Source organism: Microbacterium aurugineum, assembly GCF_023101205.1.
Classification (GTDB): domain Bacteria; phylum Actinomycetota; class Actinomycetes; order Actinomycetales; family Microbacteriaceae; genus Microbacterium; species Microbacterium aurugineum.
Map to the genome: position 1 here is coordinate 2,534,375 of NZ_CP078078.1, position 14,970 is coordinate 2,549,344.

Consider the following 14,970-nt stretch of genomic DNA (forward strand, 5'->3'; position numbering starts at 1 on the left):
GCGACCGGCTCTCTTCCGGCCTCCCCGGCCACGCGAAAGCGGTCAGTCGCGCGAATCGGCCGGTTCGTCCTTCGGCCGTTCGAACCGTCGGAGATCGTCGAGCGGTGCCGTGTCGTCGGGCTCGGGTGCGTCGACCGACATTCCGGCCACGGGGACTCCTGCCTCCGCACCGGCGGGCGCGTACCCCGGATCGTACGCCGTCATCTCGGCGATCCACCGGTCGGTCCGCTCTTCCGCGAGCTCATCGCGGTGCCGCGGCGAGAGCAGCAGGATCGCGGCGCCGACGAGGACCTCCGCGCCGAGGGCGAGGACGAACGGGACCACGGCCGGTCCGACCACCGCCATCCGGCCCGGACCCATCGACCCGTTCGCCAGGGCAGCGGCGAGCCCGGCGATCCCCGCGGTGACACCGGCGATGCCGAGTGCGATCACCGCACGCTGCGGCATCCGCAGCGGAGTGCCCTCCCACACGAGGCGAGAGCGCACCGCCCATCCGGCGAAGGCTCCGGCGGCGACGGGGAGGAGCACGACGATCAGCATCCAGATCGAACTGTTCTCGGGCAGCAGACCGAACACCGGGATGCCGGGCACCACACCGAGCTGGGTGCCGGCGGGCGACACGGCCGTCCCGAACCCGACCGCGAAGCCGGGACCGGCGAGCCAGGACGCCGCCCAGACGATCAGGGTCGGCAGGTAGGCGAGTTGGGCGAGCGTCAGCACGGTCGCCCCGAGCGCGTCGACGCGGGCCGCCTGGAACAGCGCCACCACCTCGCCCCCGCGGAACAGGGTCGTGACGGCGAGAGCCAACGCGGAGGCGCCGACCACGGCGACGAGCGCGAAGGCCGCGCCGCGCACGATCGCGACCGGGACCGGCGCCCAGTCCTCGCGGGCGTCGATCCGATCGTGCAGACGGTCGAGCATGCCGCCGTCCCCGTCCTCCCACGCGATGCGCACGGCTCCGCAGAGCGCGCCCACGAGGTAGACCGCGGTGGGAAGGATGATGGCGAGGGGCAACGAGGTCGCGGCGGCTTCCAAGCGGGTCGTCAGTGCGACGCCGGCCGAGATGACGGCGAACACCACGGTGCCGGTCAGGGGCCCCAGCAGCCATGCGCCCGCCTTCGCCGCCCTGTCTCCCGAACGCGCCGCGAAGAGCAGCGTGAAGAACAGGAACGCCAGCGGAGTGATCGACACCGCGAAGCTCGCGGCCTCCGCGGGGATGGCGAGAGCCACCAGGAGCGCATCCGGGATCGTGACCTCGAGCGGCACCCCGTGGCCGAACTGCCAGAGCGTTCCGGTGAGCGGCCAGAGCGCACCCCAGTCCGCGGTGACACCGAAGGCGAGCGTCCACAGCAGCGTCAACGGCGCGAGCAGCACGACGAGACCGACCGCCGCGGTGATGGCGGCATCGAAGGCGGCGAGGAGCGCGACGAGGAGGCGTTGCATAGCGATTCGAGACTACGACGAGTTCCCGACGAAGCCCCTGGGGCGCGCGTGAGGTCGGCGACACGATAGCGTTTCTCCGGAGGTTTCCCGATGACAACTGCCCCGCCCGCCCCGGCATCCACCGAGCCCAAGAACGCCGTGGACCGCTACTTCGAGATCAGCAAGCGCGGATCCACGATCGGCACCGAGATCCGAGGGGGCTTGGTGACCTTCGTCACGATGGCCTACATCGTGATCCTGAACCCGATCATCCTGTCCGGCAAGCCGGATGTCGCCGGCGACATGCTCGAGTTCAACGCCGTGGGGGCAGCGACCGCGCTGACCGCCGGGGTGATGACGATCCTGTTCGGGCTGGTCACACGACTGCCGTTCGGCTTCGCCGCAGGACTGGGCATCAACGCTTTCGTGGCGTTCTCGGTCGTGGGTCAGGTGACCTGGCCGGAAGCCATGGCGCTCGTGATGATCAACGGTGTCGTGATCGTGCTGCTGGCCGCGACCGGTCTGCGCAAGGCGATCTTCGACGCCGTGCCCTTCCAGCTGAAGATCGCGATCACCGTCGGCATCGGCCTGTTCATCGCGTTCATCGGCTTCGTGAACTCCGGTTTCGTGACGGCCACCGGTGCATCGTCGCCGCCGGTCGGACTCGGCGTCAACGGCTCGGTCGCGACCGTGCCGAGCCTGCTCTTCGTGATCACGCTCCTGCTCACCGGCATCCTCGTCGCCCTCAAGATCAAGGGCGGCATGCTGATCGGCCTCATCGGCGGCACCGTGCTGGCCGTGATCGTCGAGGCGATCTGGCACATCGGGCCGCGCGGTTTCGACGATGAGGGCAACGTGGTCAACCCGGGCGGCTGGGGCCTCACCGTGCCCGCGCTCGACGGTTCGCCGGTCGGTGTCCCCGACCTGAGCCTGATCGGTGCGGTGGACTTCAGCTTCGACCTCAGCAAGGTGAGCCTCGTGGCGATCGTGATGATCGTCTTCACACTGCTCTTCACGAACTTCTTCGACGCGATGGGCACCATGACGGGCCTCGCGAAGGAGGCGAACCTCGCCGACGACAACGGTGACTTCCCGCGCATCAAGTCGGCGCTGGTGGTCGAGGGCGTCGGCGCGATCGCAGGTGGCGCGACCTCCTCGTCGTCGAGCACGGTCTTCATCGAGTCGGGTGCCGGCATCGGCGAAGGTGCACGCACGGGCCTCGCGAACGTCGTCACCGGCTTCGTGTTCCTGGTCGCGATGTTCCTCACCCCGTTGACGTCGATCGTCCCGACCGAGATCGCCGCAGCCGCGCTGATCATCGTCGGTGCCATGATGATGGCGCAGATCCGGTACATCGACTTCTCCGACTTCCGCGTGCTGCTGCCGGTGTTCCTCACCGTGTCCGTCATGCCGCTGACCTACTCGATCGCCAACGGCATCGGTGCGGGCTTCGTGAGCTGGGTGCTCATCCACGCGTTCTCCGGCAAGGCCAAGACGATCAGCCCGCTGCTGTGGGTCGTCGGAGCGGGCTTCCTGATCTTCTTCGCCCGCGGTCCGATCGAGGCCCTCTTCGGCGTCGGGATCTGACGACGGGGCAGAGATCACAAGAGGGGCGGATGCTGCGGCATCCGCCCCTCTTTTCACGTGCTTTTCGCGCACCGGGGTCTCCCGCAGCCCGCGGATGCATGAGGATCGCACGGATGCATGACCCCGCGGGGAACGCGGGCCATGCGTGTGTCATCCGGTCATGCAGGCGGAAGGACGTCAGGCGTAGGCCGCCGCGAACTCCGGCGCGGGCTCGATCGGCTCGATCACGTCGATCAGCACACCGCCGGGTGCCTCGACGATGAAGTGCCGCTGCCCGAAGGCCTCGTCGCGCAGCGTCAGGCGCTCGGGAAACCTCCGCTCCCCCACCAGCCGCGCGTGCTCGGCGGTCGCATCCGGCACCTCCACGTTGAGCAGGAGTCCCCGCACGGGCTCTCGGAACCCTTCCGGAATGGTCTCGTGCGCGCGGTCGAGGATCGCGAGCTCGCCGCCGTCGAAGCGCAGACTGACGTACCAGTCGGCCTCGAACGTCACCTCGAAGCCGAGCTCTTCTCGATAGAACCGTGCGGCGGCGGAGACGTCGTCCACCATCAGCACCGGGTAGAAACTCGTGATGTCCATCCTGACCTCTTTTACATGCAGTGTGTTTGTATCGGTGGGGCTAGAATACATACACACCGCACGTAAAGGAACCCATGCCCCGAGCATCCGCAGCCGACGCCGCCGAGACCGCACGGCGGATCCTCGATGTCGCCACCGCACATTTCGCCGAGCACGGCTATGCGGCCGTGTCGGTCGACGAACTCGCCCGGGCCGCGAGCGTGACCCGTGGCGCCGTCTACCACCACTACACCTCGAAGCCGCTGCTGTTCGCCGCCGTCGCCTCCGCGCAGCAGCAGATCGTCGCCGACGCGATCGTCGAAGCCACGGCGGGCAGCGCGCCCGACGCCGCTCTCCGCGACGGCAGCCACGCCTTCCTCGACGCCATCACCCGGGGCGCCGCCTCGCGCGTCCTGCTCATCGACGGCCCCGCGGTGCTCGGGTGGGAGCAGTGGCGCCGACTCGATGCCGAGGGCCCCGAGCAGGAGCTGCGTGCCGGACTGCGCGAGGCCGGTGTCTCTCCGGCCCTCCTGGACCCGCTTGCGGCGGTGCTCTCCGGAGCGATGAACGAGCTCGCCCTCTGGCTGGCCGCCCATCCCGACGGCGCCGCGCGCCCTCAGGCCCACCGCGCGCTCGACACCCTGCTGGACTCCGTCGCTCCCCAGACCTGACCGGCGGCGGTCCGTGGCGGCGGACTTCTGGTCCCGGGCACGAAAGAAGGCCCCGGAGTGGAGTCCGGGGCCTTCAGCTCAAGCGTAGCTCAGATCAGAGCGACTCGATGATCGCGCGCATCAGGTCAGCGGTCTCGGACGGCGTCTTGCCGACCTTGACACCGGCGGCCTCGAGGGCCTCCTTCTTCGCCTGCGCGGTACCGGCCGAGCCGGAGACGATCGCACCGGCGTGACCCATGGTCTTGCCCTCGGGAGCCGTGAAGCCCGCCACGTAGCCGACGACCGGCTTCGTGACGTTCGCCTTGATGAAGTCGGCCGCGCGCTCCTCGGCGTCGCCACCGATCTCACCGATCATGACGATGGCCTTGGTCTCGGGGTCGGCCTCGAACGCGGCGAGCGCGTCGATGTGCGTGGTGCCGACGACCGGGTCGCCGCCGATGCCGATGGCGGTCGAGAAGCCCAGGTCGCGCAGCTCGAACATCATCTGGTAGGTCAGGGTGCCCGACTTCGACACGAGGCCGATCGGTCCCTTGCCCGTGATGTTCGCCGGCGTGATGCCCACGAGCGCCTCGCCCGGGGTGATGATGCCGGGGCAGTTCGGCCCGATGATGCGGGTCTTGTTGCCCTTGCTCTGCGCGTATGCCCAGGCCTCGGCGGAGTCGCCGACGGGGACGCCCTCGGTGATGACCACGAGCAGCGGGATCTCGGCGTCGATGGCCTCGATCATCGCGTCCTTCGTGAAGGCGCCGGGGACGAAGGCGATCGACACGTCGGCGCCGGTCTCCTTCATGGCCTCGGCGACCGAGGCGAAGACGGGGAGCTCGACGGCGTTGCCGTCCTTGTCGGTGTGCGAGACCGTGGTGCCGGCCTTGCGGGCGTTGACGCCACCGACGACCTGGGTGCCGGCCTTGAGCATCAGCGCGGTGTGCTTGGTGCCCTCACCGCCGGTGATGCCCTGGACGATGACCTTGGAGTCCTTGTTGAGGTAGATCGACATTCTTCTCGTCCTTCAGTCTCAGGCGTTGGCGAGCTCGGCGGCCTTGTCGGCGCCCTCGTCCATGGTGGCGGCCAGGGTCACAAGCGGGTGCGCGTAGTCGGCGAGGATCGCACGACCCTCGTCGACGCGGTTGCCGTCCAGGCGCACGACGAGCGGCTTGGAGGCCGTGGCGCCCAGTGTCTCGAGCGCGCCCTTGATGCCGTTGGCGACGGCGTCGCAGGCCGTGATGCCGCCGAAGACGTTGACGAACACGCTCTTGACCTGCGGGTCGCCGAGGATGACGTCGAGGCCGGCAGCCATGACCTCAGCCGATGCGCCGCCGCCGATGTCGAGGAAGTTGGCCGGCTTGACGCCGTTGTGGTTCTCCCCGGCGTAGGCGACCACGTCGAGGGTCGACATGACGAGTCCGGCGCCGTTTCCGATGATGCCGACCTCTCCGTCGAGCTTCACGTAGTTGAGGCCCGACTGCTTGGCCTTGGCCTCGAGCGGGTCAGCGGCGTCCTTGTCCTCGAGCGCCTCGTGCTCGGGGTGACGGATCTCGGAGGCGTTGTCGTCGAGCGTGACCTTGCCGTCGAGCGCGATGATGTCGCCCTCTTCGGTGCGGACCAGCGGGTTGACCTCGACCAGGGTCGCGTCCTCACCCTTGTACACGTCGTAGAGCTTCACGAACACGTCGGAGACCTTCTCGATCAGGTCTTCCGGGAAGTTCGCGGCGCGGGCGATCTCCACGGCCTTCGTCTTGTCGATGCCCGTGAGCGGGTTGACCTCGACGCGTGCGAGCGCCTCGGGACGCTCGACGGCGAGCTCTTCGATCTCCATGCCGCCCTCGACCGAGCAGAGGCTCAGGTACGAGCGGTTGGCACGATCGAGCAGCACGGAGAAGTAGTACTCCTCGGCGATGCGCGCACCCTGCGCGACCATGACGCGCTTGACGACGTGGCCCTTGATGTCGAGGCCGAGAATGGCCTTCGCTGCCTCGTACGCCTCGTCGGGCGTCTTGGCGACCTTGACGCCGCCCGCCTTGCCACGGCCGCCGGTCTTCACCTGGGCCTTGACGACGACGACGCCACCGATCTTCTCGGCCGCCGCCCTCACCTCTTCCGGGGTGTCCGCGACGATGCCGGCGAGGACCGGCACTCCGTACTTCTCGAAAACGTCTCGTGCCTGGTACTCGTACAGATCCACTGTGGTTCCTTCACTGGGCTGCTGTCTGGTAATTCTCTCGATGTCGAGACATCGACCAGTCCCCCAGCCTACTACCTCGACCTGGGCGCGCCCGCGGCCCCGGACTCTCGGTCGATCATCGGAGCGTCGGCACGCCCGGACGCCGCGCCGGCAGCGCGACCAGGCGGAGCTGCCGCGAGATCATGAGCGGAACGAGCAGCAGCGCGGTGCCGGTGGCGACGATCATCGGCCGCACCACGACCACCGGGAGCGCGCTCCACAGCGCGATGAGGATCGACCCGACGAGGAGGGTCCCGAGCACGAACTCGGTCAGGATCAGCTGTCGGCGCACAGCCCTGCGGTCCTCCGCCAGGGTCGTCTCCCTCCCCCGCACCGAGAGGTGCTCGGTCCAGCGCGTGCCGTCCCACCAGCGACGGGTGCCGCGCCGCCGCGTCTCGAACCATCCGGCCGCTCTCCCGCGTTCGCTCACGCCCTCATTATGACGCCCGGCCACCGACACCGATGGCCGCCGAGGTCTAGGCTTTCGCCATGCACGAATCCGCAGAACTGCGCACGGGCGTCGTCGCCGCGGCGCTCGAACTCTTCAGCGCCCAGGGGTTCGATCAGACGTCGGTGGAACAGATCGCCAAGGCCGCGGGTGTCTCGAGATCGACGTTCTTCCGCCAGTTCGGCGGCAAGGAGGACGTCGTCTTCGCGGATCACGAGGTGCTGCTCGAACAGCTCAGGGAGTTCCTCGACGAAGGGCACGACGACCCCTGGGCTGCGGTGTGCGCGGCCTCCGAATCGGTCTTCGTGCATTTCGCGCACGACCCGGAGCTCGCACGCCGCCGCTACCAGATCGTGCGCCAGGTGCCGGTGCTGCGTGAGCGCGAGATCATCACGGTCTTCCGATACGAGCGGCTGTTCGACGAGTACCTGCGCGGAGCCCTCCCCGGCGTCGACCCGCTCGACGCCGTCGGCTTCGCCGCCCTCGTGACGGCCGTCCACAATCACGTGCTGCGGCAGTTGCTCCGCGGCCGCAAGAAGGTGCCGCTCGCGACGCTGCAGACGGCGCTGGCCGACGCCCGCCGCCGCTACGGCGTCGCGGGAGACGCGGCCCCCGATGCGCCGGACGACATGGTCGTCGCGGTGTTCCCGCGGTCCATGCCGATCGCCGAGGTGACCCGCAGACTGCAGTCGGAGCTCGACTGATCGCTCGAGGGTCGTGAAACCGAGTATCGAGGAGTACGATACTTGGTGCCACGAAGGAGCATCATGAGCACTGCAGCCTCCCCCTTCCCCGGCGAGCGCGTCTCGTCGTACGACGTCACCGGGCGCCGGGACAGCGACTACTACGCCGTCTTCGCCGACATCCCCGCCGCCGACCGCGCGGCCTGGGATCGGGCGAAGTCCTACACCGACGAGGTCGCGCCGCAGATGGCGGACGCCTGGGACCGCGCGGAGTACCCGCTCGACGCCGCCCGTCGGATGGGCGAGATGGACCTCGTCGTCGACGGCATCCAGCATCCCGCCCTCACGCACCTGTCGCCGCTGGCCGCGGGCCTGGTGAACATGGAGATCTCGCGCGGTGACGGGTCGCTGGGCACCATCCTCGCGGTGCAGGGCGGCCTCGCGCTGCGCACCCTCGCCCTGTTCGGCTCCCCCGCCCAGCAGGACCGATGGCTCACGGCACTCGCCGACGGCTCGGTTCTCGGCTCGTTCGCGCTGACCGAACCCGACCACGGCTCCGACTCGGTCTCGCTCGAGACGGTGGCCCGCCGCGACGGGGACGCCTGGGTCATCCGAGGCACGAAGAAGTGGATCGGCAACGGCGCATCCGGCGGGATCACCTTCGTGTGGGCGCGCGTCGACGACGCGGACACGGCCGCGCACGGCGCTGTGCGCTGTTTCCTCGTCGAGCAGGACACGCCCGGATACACCGGCAGTGTGATTCGGGGCAAGGCCTCACTGCGCGCGATCCATCAGGCGCACATCGTCCTCGACGACGTGCGGGTGCCGCTGGACGCCGTCCTGCCCGGCACCATGAGCTTCAAGGACGCCTCGACCGTGCTGTACGCGACCCGCTCGGGCGTCGCGTGGTCGGCGCTCGGACACGCGACGGCCTGCTACGAGGCAGCACTGGCCTACGCGATGCAGCGGGTGCAGTTCGGAAAGCCGCTCGCGAAGTTCCAGATGGTCCAGGAGCGCCTCACCCACATGCTCGAAGACCTCACGGCCATGCAGCTGTACTGCCGACGGATGGCCGACCTCGAGACCTCAGGCGAACTGCGCCCGACCCAGGCCTCGCTCGCGAAGTTCCACAACACGCGTGCCGCACGCCGCATCGCCGCGACCGCCCGCGACCTGCTCGGCGGCAACGGCATCCTGCTCGAGAACGGCGTCATGCAACACATGGCCGACATCGAGGCCATCCACACCTACGAGGGCACCGAGAGCGTGCAGGCCCTGCTGCTCGGCCGCGACATCACCGGGATGAGCGCGTTCGCCTGAGGCGCGGAGGTCGCGGCCGCATCAGACGCGCCCGGTGATCGGGCGGGACAGGCACACGAGTCGCTCGCGCGCGTCCCAGCTCGGCACGCGCACGAACCCGCGGGATTCATAGAGGCGCATGGCGCGTTCCCGCCACTCCCACACCGACAGGCGGACCTCGGCCGCCCGAAGAGTCGTCGCGGCTCGCACGGCGGCATCGAGCAACGCCGACCCCACGCCGCGACCGCGGACCTCGGGGACGGCCCACAGGCGCTTGACCTCGGCGAACCCGCCGTTCCCCGCGAGCACGACCACGCCGACGATGCGATCCGCGAGCTCCGCCACCAGGACCAGATGGCCGGTGTAGGCAGCGGCCGGGTCTTCGACTTCGCGGAGGTAGTGCTCCGGCAACATCGGAACATCCGGGGCGAGGACGCCGCCCTGCTGGAGCTTCTCGCGCTCGGTCTGCTGGAGGTAGGCGCGGACAGCGGCGCCGACCTCGTCCGCGTCGGAGCCGGAGAGATCCGCCGCCCGAATCAGCGGACGATCACCCGCCTCGTGCGCGTCGATGCTCACGTCAGCCGCAGCCGCAGCCGCCGGACGGGGTCTTCACCATGAAGCACTCGTCGCACACGCCGTAGTCGCGTTCCTCGACGGGCTTCGGTGCCTTCTCGGCGCGGGGCGCGGCGACGCGTGGAGTCGTCGTGCGCTTGGCGGCGCGGGTCGGTGCGAGCGGGATGAACTCGCTCGGGTGGCTCACGTAGAAGTACGGTGCGCGCCCCTCGCTCGGCTGCAGGCGCAGGGGTGCTGCGCCCACCACGATCCGCTCGTCTTCGGTGAAGCCGTTCGTGTAGGTGCGCCCGATGTGCAGGGACGCGCCCTCGCCTCGACGGATCGCCTCGATGTAGCGCCCACGGTCGATGAACGAGCTGATTCCGATCGCCTCGACGATGGCCGTGATGAACGGATGGTTCGACGGATCGATCCGGTGCGCGCGCAGCGCCTCGGCGAGGGAGCGGTATGGACGGGAGGTGCCTGCGGGGGTCGGCCCCTGAACTTCTTTCATCCTTTCCAGGATCGCACGCCCGGAGGGCCCCTCTCGACCGTTTCGCCGGTGGCGGCATGCCAGACTGACGGAATGGCGCGGGCGACGATCATCGGTTCCGGCCCCAACGGGCTCGCCGCCGGGGTGACGCTCGCGCGCGCCGGCTATGCCGTGCGGGTGCTCGAGGCGGCCGACACGGTCGGTGGCGGTCTCCGCACGGCCGAGTCGACGCTTCCGGGTTTCCGGCACGACGTCTGCTCCACCGTGCATCCGACCGCCCTGGCCTCACCCTTCTTCCATGCTTTCGGCCTCGAACGGAGGCTGGACTGGATCCGCCCCGAAGCCTCCTACGCACACCCGCTCGATGGCGGAAGGGCCGCCATCGCCTGGCGCGACCTCGACCGCACGGCGACCGCGCTCGGGGCAGACGGTGACGCCTGGCGCACCCGCATCCGGCCGTTGACCGCGCACATCGACGGTGTGGTGGACTTCACGGGCAATCAACTGCTCCGAGTCCCCCGGGATCCGTTGACCGCCCTGCGCTATGCGATCAGGATGCTGGAGCAGGGCACTCCTCTGGCCGCCTCGGCTTTCCGCACCGAGGAGGCGGCCGCGCTCCTGGCGGGAGCCGTCGCTCACGGCAACGCGCCTCTCCCCTCCCTCGCGGGGGCCGCTGCGGGCCTGTTGCTGGCCGCCCTGGGACACGCCGGAGGCTGGCCGTATCCACGCGGCGGTGCGCAAGGGATCGCCGATGCCCTGGTCGCCGACATCACGGCGCACGGTGGGTCCGTCGAGACCGGCGTGCGGGTCACCGACCTCGAGACGCTGGACTGGGGCGACCCGCGCCGCGGAGACCTGCTGATCCTGAACACGTCTCCCCGGCTCGCCCTCACGCACCGCGACGTCCCGCCCCGCTACGCCCGGGCCATCGGCGCCTACCGCTACGGGCCCGGTGCGGCGAAGGTCGACTTCGCCCTCGACGGCCCCGTCCCCTGGACGCACCCCGAGGTCGGGCAGGCGGCGACCGTGCACCTCGGCGGGACCAGAGCCGAGGTGTGGGCCAGCGAGAACGCCGTCGCCGCCGGACGAATGAGCGAGCGCCCCTACGTCCTCACCGTGCAACCGTCCGTGCTCGACGACTCCCGTGCTCCCGCGGGCAAGGCCGTGTTCTGGGCGTACATCCACGTGCCGCCGGGCTCCGACCTCGACCCCACGGAGCTCATCACCGCGCAGGTCGAAAGGTTCGCCCCGGGGTTCCGCGACCTCATCCTCGCCCACCACGCGGTGCCGGCATCGTCGCGCGAGGCGATCAATCCCGCGGAGATCGGCGGCGACATCTCCGGCGGGGTGTTCGACATGCGTCAGGCCCTCCGCCGACCGATCCTCTCGCCGACGCCGTGGCGCACGCCGATGCCGGGCGTCTACCTGGCTTCCGCCTCGACCCCTCCCGGCCCCTCCGTCAACGGCATGGCGGGGTGGCATGCCGCCCGCACGGCACTGCAGGACGCCGGTTCGCCCGCGACGCTGTCCGACCTGTTCGACTGAGCGCGCTCACTACTCCTCAAGGACGGGACGCGCTGCCCCCGTAGCCCTGCGAATCACGGGAGGACCGCCGCACCCGCCGCCCGTTTCTGCGGAGTTGTGAACACCGGCCCGCTCTTCCGCCCCACACGGCCGAGGACCAGGATGGGAGCATGCGCTACGAGATCCCCGCGCCGATGCTCGCCAAAGCCGTCCCCGCGGTTCCTCCTGCAGAGAAGGTTCCCGGCGGGCTCCTGTACGAGCCGAAGTGGGACGGCTTCCGCGGACTGATCGCTTGGGACGGGGAGACCGTCGAGATCGGCTCCCGCGGAGCGAAACCTCTCACGCGCTACTTCCCGGAGCTGGTCGAGGCGATTCCCGAGCTGCTCCCCGGTCCGTGCCTGCTCGACGGCGAGATCGTCGTCGCCACCGGCCCGCAGGGGTCCCAGCGCCTGGACTGGGAGGCACTGAGTCAGCGCATCCACCCCGCCGCTTCCCGCGTCGCCACGCTCGCCGCCTCGACCCCGGCGATGTTCATCGCCTTCGATCTGCTCGCCGTCGGCGACGACGACCTCCTCGCCGCGCCGTTCGAGTCCCGGCGAACGCGCCTGGAGGCACTCCTAGCTTCCGTGGAGCATCCGCTGCACATCACCCGGACGACGAGGGATCACGACGCGGCCGTCCGTTGGCTCGCCGAGTTCGAGGGCGCCGGGCTCGACGGCGTGATCGCCAAGCCGCTCACTCAGCCCTACGCGCCGGGCAAGCGCACGCTGTTCAAGATCAAGCACGCGCGCACGGCCGATGTGGTCGCACTCGGCTACCGGGTCCACAAGTCGGGTTCGGGCGTCGGCTCGCTGCTGGTGGGACTGTACGGAGCCGACGGCGTGCTCCGCCAGGTCGGCGGCGTCGCGGCGTGGAGCGATGTCCGTCGGCAAGAGCTCGTCGAGGAACTCGCCCCCTGGGTGGAGAGGGACGACTCCGGGGAAGCGGTGACCGCGGCAGGCGAGCGTTCGCGATTCAGCGGCGGCAAGGACGTCTCGTTCGTCCGGCTGCGCCCGGAGCGGGTGCTCGAGGTGCGCTACGACCAGCTCGAGGGCGCTCGGTTCCGCCATACCGTGCAGTTCGAGCGCTGGCGACCGGACCGCGACGCCCGCTCGTGCACGTACGAACAGCTCGACAGCGTCGCCGGCTACGACCTCGCCGACGTCCTCCGCTGAAGGCGGTCAGTCCTTCTCGACGGGAGTGCCGTCGTCGTCCCAGTTGGCCGCGACCTTCTTGCTGGGCTGCACGCGGGGCGGCTCGCCTGGCATCTTCGGGAACTCCGGAGGAAACGGCAGCTCCCCCAGCCCGTTCTCCTTGTCGCGCTCCCACCAGGCCAGCAGGGTGTCGATCCGGCCCGGGGCCTCCTGCATGGTCGCCCACGGGTCGCCGATCTCATCCAGGCGCTTCGGGATCGTGCGCACGGTGAAAGTCCGCGGATCCAGCCCGTCGAGCTCGTCCCAGGCCACCGGTGTCGACACCGTCGCTCCCGGCAGCGCGCGAGGACTGTAGGCACCGGCCATCGTGCGGTCTCGGTTCGCCTGGTTGAAGTCGACGAAGATCCGCTCCCCGCGCTCCTCCTTCCACCAGTTCGTCGTGACCTGATCCGGCATCCGACGCTCCAGCTCCCGCCCCGCTGCGATGACGGCATGGCGCACATCGAGGAACTCGTGGGTCGGCTCGATCGGCGCGAACACATGCAGCCCGCGGTTGCCGCTGGTCTTGGCGAACGCCTCCAGGCCCGCCTCACGCAACACCTCGCGCAGCGTGTGCGCGGCCGTCACCGCATCCGCGAAATCCGTCCCCGGCTGCGGGTCCAGATCGATGCGCAGTTCGACCGGGTCGTCGGCGTCGGTCGCGAGCGATGCCCAGGGGTGGAACACGATCGTGTTCATCTGCACCGCCCAGACGATCGCGCTCGAGCGGTTCAGCACGATCTGCGGATGCCGGCGTCCGCTGTTGTACGTCACCGTCACCGCATCGACGAAGTCGGGGGTGCCCTTGGGCGGGTTCTTCGAGAAGAACCCTTCCGCCTTCGGCCCGCCCGAGGGGCCGATGCCGTCGCGGAAGCGCTCCAGCGAGACCGGCCGATTGCCGTTCGCCGCGAGGAAGGGCACCGAGACGCGCTGCACGTACTCCGCGAGCTCGGCCTTCGTGATGCCGAGGTCCGGCCACACGACCCTGTTGGGGCTGGAGAGCGCGACCTCACGCTCTCCGTCCGAGTCGACCACGGTCAGGGTCACACGTTCTGAGGCCATGCTCCGACCCTAGAGCGATGCTCGGACGGACGGAACCCCGCGCCCGCCGGCAGGAGCGACGGAGCCCGGTCAGTCGCCGAGATCGACCGCGAGCACCAGGACCGGCGTGAGGGCGTCCCGCTCGACGATGATCGACGGGCCGGCGGGATCGACGATCACTCCGCCCATCTCGGAGTGGCTCGTGAGGACCTTGGCGAGCTGCATCGGCTCGAACGGGAGCGGACGATCACCCCGGCCGAGCGCGATGACCTCGAGCGGGTGCGAGAAGAGCTGCAGAAACCGTCGCCCGTCGGGGGTCTGGGCCTCGGCGATGCCGACCTGACCGCTGCCGGAGCCGTCGTTGACCGCCACCCACATGCGCGTGGTCGCCAGGGCCTCTCCGACCTTGACAGCCGAATCCTGCGCACGGGGAGCGGCCAGGATCGACTTCACGGTCATGTCGACGTCGGCCTGGTCGAGCGTCTTCTGCAACAGCTCGGTCGGGAAGACCACGCGGTGGGGTGCAGACGCGTTGTCGACGATGAGCCCCGCGAAGTCTCCTGCCACGACCTGCTGCAGCACCGACGTCACGGGCTGCGCGACGGCGGAGGTGGCCGCGGGATCCGGCTCGAGCTGCACGGAATCACGCACGGCGGCCGCCGAGCTGAAAGCGAGCATGAACTGGCGGTCGTCGTTGTCGCGGACGACCGCCACGGAGAGCGGCTTGCCCTCGCTGATCTGCGCGCGGGCGTCTCCGTTGACGCGGATATAGAGGTGCCCTTGAAGCGCCTGACGCATCACGCCCAGCAGCTGGTCGTTGGTCGCCCCCGCTTCGATCTCGGTGAGCGCCTCACGGAGCAGGACGTTGTCCTTCATCCCGGCGACGGTCTCGGTCTGCTCGGGCGGCAGCGGCGAGGCGAGAGGCAGACGCCGCTGCGGGGGCTCTTCCTCCTGCGCCGTCGGTGCCTGTGGGGCGCGAGGGGCGGCAGGGGCCGCCGCCGCGGGCGCTGTCTCAGCGCTGGGCAGCGCCACCTCCGGACCGGCCTCGGCGCCGACGCCCCGGAAGGCCTGCACGGAGATGCCGATCGAGGGAGCGTCGACGCTGCCGGCGTCTGAGGCGTCGTCGGCGGCGACGGAGTCGGATCCGGGCGCCCCCGCGTCCGTCTCTACGACGTCGGTGGTGGGGGCGACGGCATCGTCACCGGACTTCTTGCGGCGGGAGAAGAGGGCCATATGAGC

Annotated in this window: 15 protein-coding genes; 6 read left to right on the forward strand and 9 right to left on the reverse strand. The window is 69.9% G+C overall.

Features of this window, described 5'->3' with window-relative positions; translation table 11 throughout:
- Positions 1-42 precede the first annotated feature (42 nt).
- A complete protein-coding gene (locus KV397_RS12175; protein ID WP_261811375.1) occupies positions 43-1,443 on the reverse strand; it encodes a cell division protein PerM in 1,401 nt (466 codons plus the stop codon).
- 90 nt (positions 1,444-1,533) lie between these two features.
- Here KV397_RS12175 and KV397_RS12180 point away from each other — a divergent pair, with 90 nt between their 5' ends.
- Positions 1,534-3,009: an NCS2 family permease gene (locus KV397_RS12180; protein ID WP_261811376.1), complete on the forward strand. Its 1,476-nt coding sequence runs from the start codon at positions 1,534-1,536 to the stop codon at positions 3,007-3,009.
- Between the two features lie 177 nt (positions 3,010-3,186).
- Here the strand turns inward: KV397_RS12180 and KV397_RS12185 are convergent, their stop codons facing one another.
- Complete coding sequence (locus tag KV397_RS12185; protein ID WP_261811377.1) at positions 3,187-3,588, reverse strand: VOC family protein; 402 nt, start codon at positions 3,586-3,588, stop codon at positions 3,187-3,189.
- A 74-nt stretch (positions 3,589-3,662) separates the two neighbouring features.
- Between KV397_RS12185 and KV397_RS12190 the strand changes: the two genes are divergently transcribed.
- Positions 3,663-4,238, forward strand: a complete 576-nt coding sequence (locus tag KV397_RS12190) for a TetR/AcrR family transcriptional regulator (protein ID WP_261811378.1) — start codon at positions 3,663-3,665, stop codon at positions 4,236-4,238.
- Positions 4,239-4,332: 94 nt separating this feature from the next.
- On the opposite strand, the gene sucD is transcribed toward KV397_RS12190, so the two are convergent.
- The 3 genes from sucD to KV397_RS12205 all read right to left on the reverse strand — a co-directional run bounded on the left by sucD (position 4,333) and on the right by KV397_RS12205 (position 6,889).
- Complete coding sequence (gene sucD / locus KV397_RS12195; RefSeq protein ID WP_261811379.1) at positions 4,333-5,235, reverse strand: succinate--CoA ligase subunit alpha; 903 nt, start codon at positions 5,233-5,235, stop codon at positions 4,333-4,335.
- An 18-nt stretch (positions 5,236-5,253) separates the two neighbouring features.
- Positions 5,254-6,420: an ADP-forming succinate--CoA ligase subunit beta gene (gene sucC / locus KV397_RS12200; protein WP_153243701.1), complete on the reverse strand. Its 1,167-nt coding sequence runs from the start codon at positions 6,418-6,420 to the stop codon at positions 5,254-5,256.
- 115 nt (positions 6,421-6,535) lie between these two features.
- Positions 6,536-6,889 carry a DUF2510 domain-containing protein gene (locus KV397_RS12205; RefSeq protein WP_153243700.1) on the reverse strand — a complete coding sequence of 118 codons (354 nt, stop codon included), beginning with the start codon at positions 6,887-6,889 and terminating at the stop codon, positions 6,536-6,538.
- Between the two features lie 59 nt (positions 6,890-6,948).
- Between KV397_RS12205 and KV397_RS12210 the strand changes: the two genes are divergently transcribed.
- Complete coding sequence (locus tag KV397_RS12210; protein WP_047523102.1) at positions 6,949-7,611, forward strand: TetR/AcrR family transcriptional regulator; 663 nt, start codon at positions 6,949-6,951, stop codon at positions 7,609-7,611.
- Between the two features lie 63 nt (positions 7,612-7,674).
- Positions 7,675-8,910 carry an acyl-CoA dehydrogenase family protein gene (locus KV397_RS12215; RefSeq protein WP_153243699.1) on the forward strand — a complete coding sequence of 412 codons (1,236 nt, stop codon included), beginning with the start codon at positions 7,675-7,677 and terminating at the stop codon, positions 8,908-8,910.
- A gap of 21 nt (positions 8,911-8,931) precedes the next feature.
- On the opposite strand, the gene KV397_RS12220 is transcribed toward KV397_RS12215, so the two are convergent.
- Positions 8,932-9,465: a GNAT family N-acetyltransferase gene (locus KV397_RS12220; protein ID WP_261811380.1), complete on the reverse strand. Its 534-nt coding sequence runs from the start codon at positions 9,463-9,465 to the stop codon at positions 8,932-8,934.
- Position 9,466: 1 nt separating this feature from the next.
- Positions 9,467-9,955 (reverse strand): hypothetical protein, encoded by a 489-nt coding sequence (locus KV397_RS12225; protein WP_153243698.1) that lies wholly within the window; start codon positions 9,953-9,955, stop codon positions 9,467-9,469.
- 72 nt (positions 9,956-10,027) lie between these two features.
- Between KV397_RS12225 and KV397_RS12230 the strand changes: the two genes are divergently transcribed.
- Both KV397_RS12230 and KV397_RS12235 read left to right on the forward strand, forming a co-directional pair.
- Positions 10,028-11,479, forward strand: coding sequence for a phytoene desaturase family protein (locus KV397_RS12230; RefSeq protein ID WP_153243697.1), 1,452 nt, complete (start codon positions 10,028-10,030; stop codon positions 11,477-11,479).
- Between the two features lie 149 nt (positions 11,480-11,628).
- A complete protein-coding gene (locus KV397_RS12235) occupies positions 11,629-12,672 on the forward strand; it encodes an ATP-dependent DNA ligase (RefSeq protein WP_153243696.1) in 1,044 nt (347 codons plus the stop codon).
- Between the two features lie 6 nt (positions 12,673-12,678).
- On the opposite strand, the gene ligD is transcribed toward KV397_RS12235, so the two are convergent.
- Both ligD and KV397_RS12245 read right to left on the reverse strand, forming a co-directional pair.
- Complete coding sequence (gene ligD / locus KV397_RS12240) at positions 12,679-13,752, reverse strand: non-homologous end-joining DNA ligase (RefSeq protein WP_153243695.1); 1,074 nt, start codon at positions 13,750-13,752, stop codon at positions 12,679-12,681.
- 69 nt (positions 13,753-13,821) lie between these two features.
- Complete coding sequence (locus KV397_RS12245; RefSeq protein WP_165875442.1) at positions 13,822-14,964, reverse strand: SseB family protein; 1,143 nt, start codon at positions 14,962-14,964, stop codon at positions 13,822-13,824.
- Positions 14,965-14,970 lie beyond the last annotated feature (6 nt).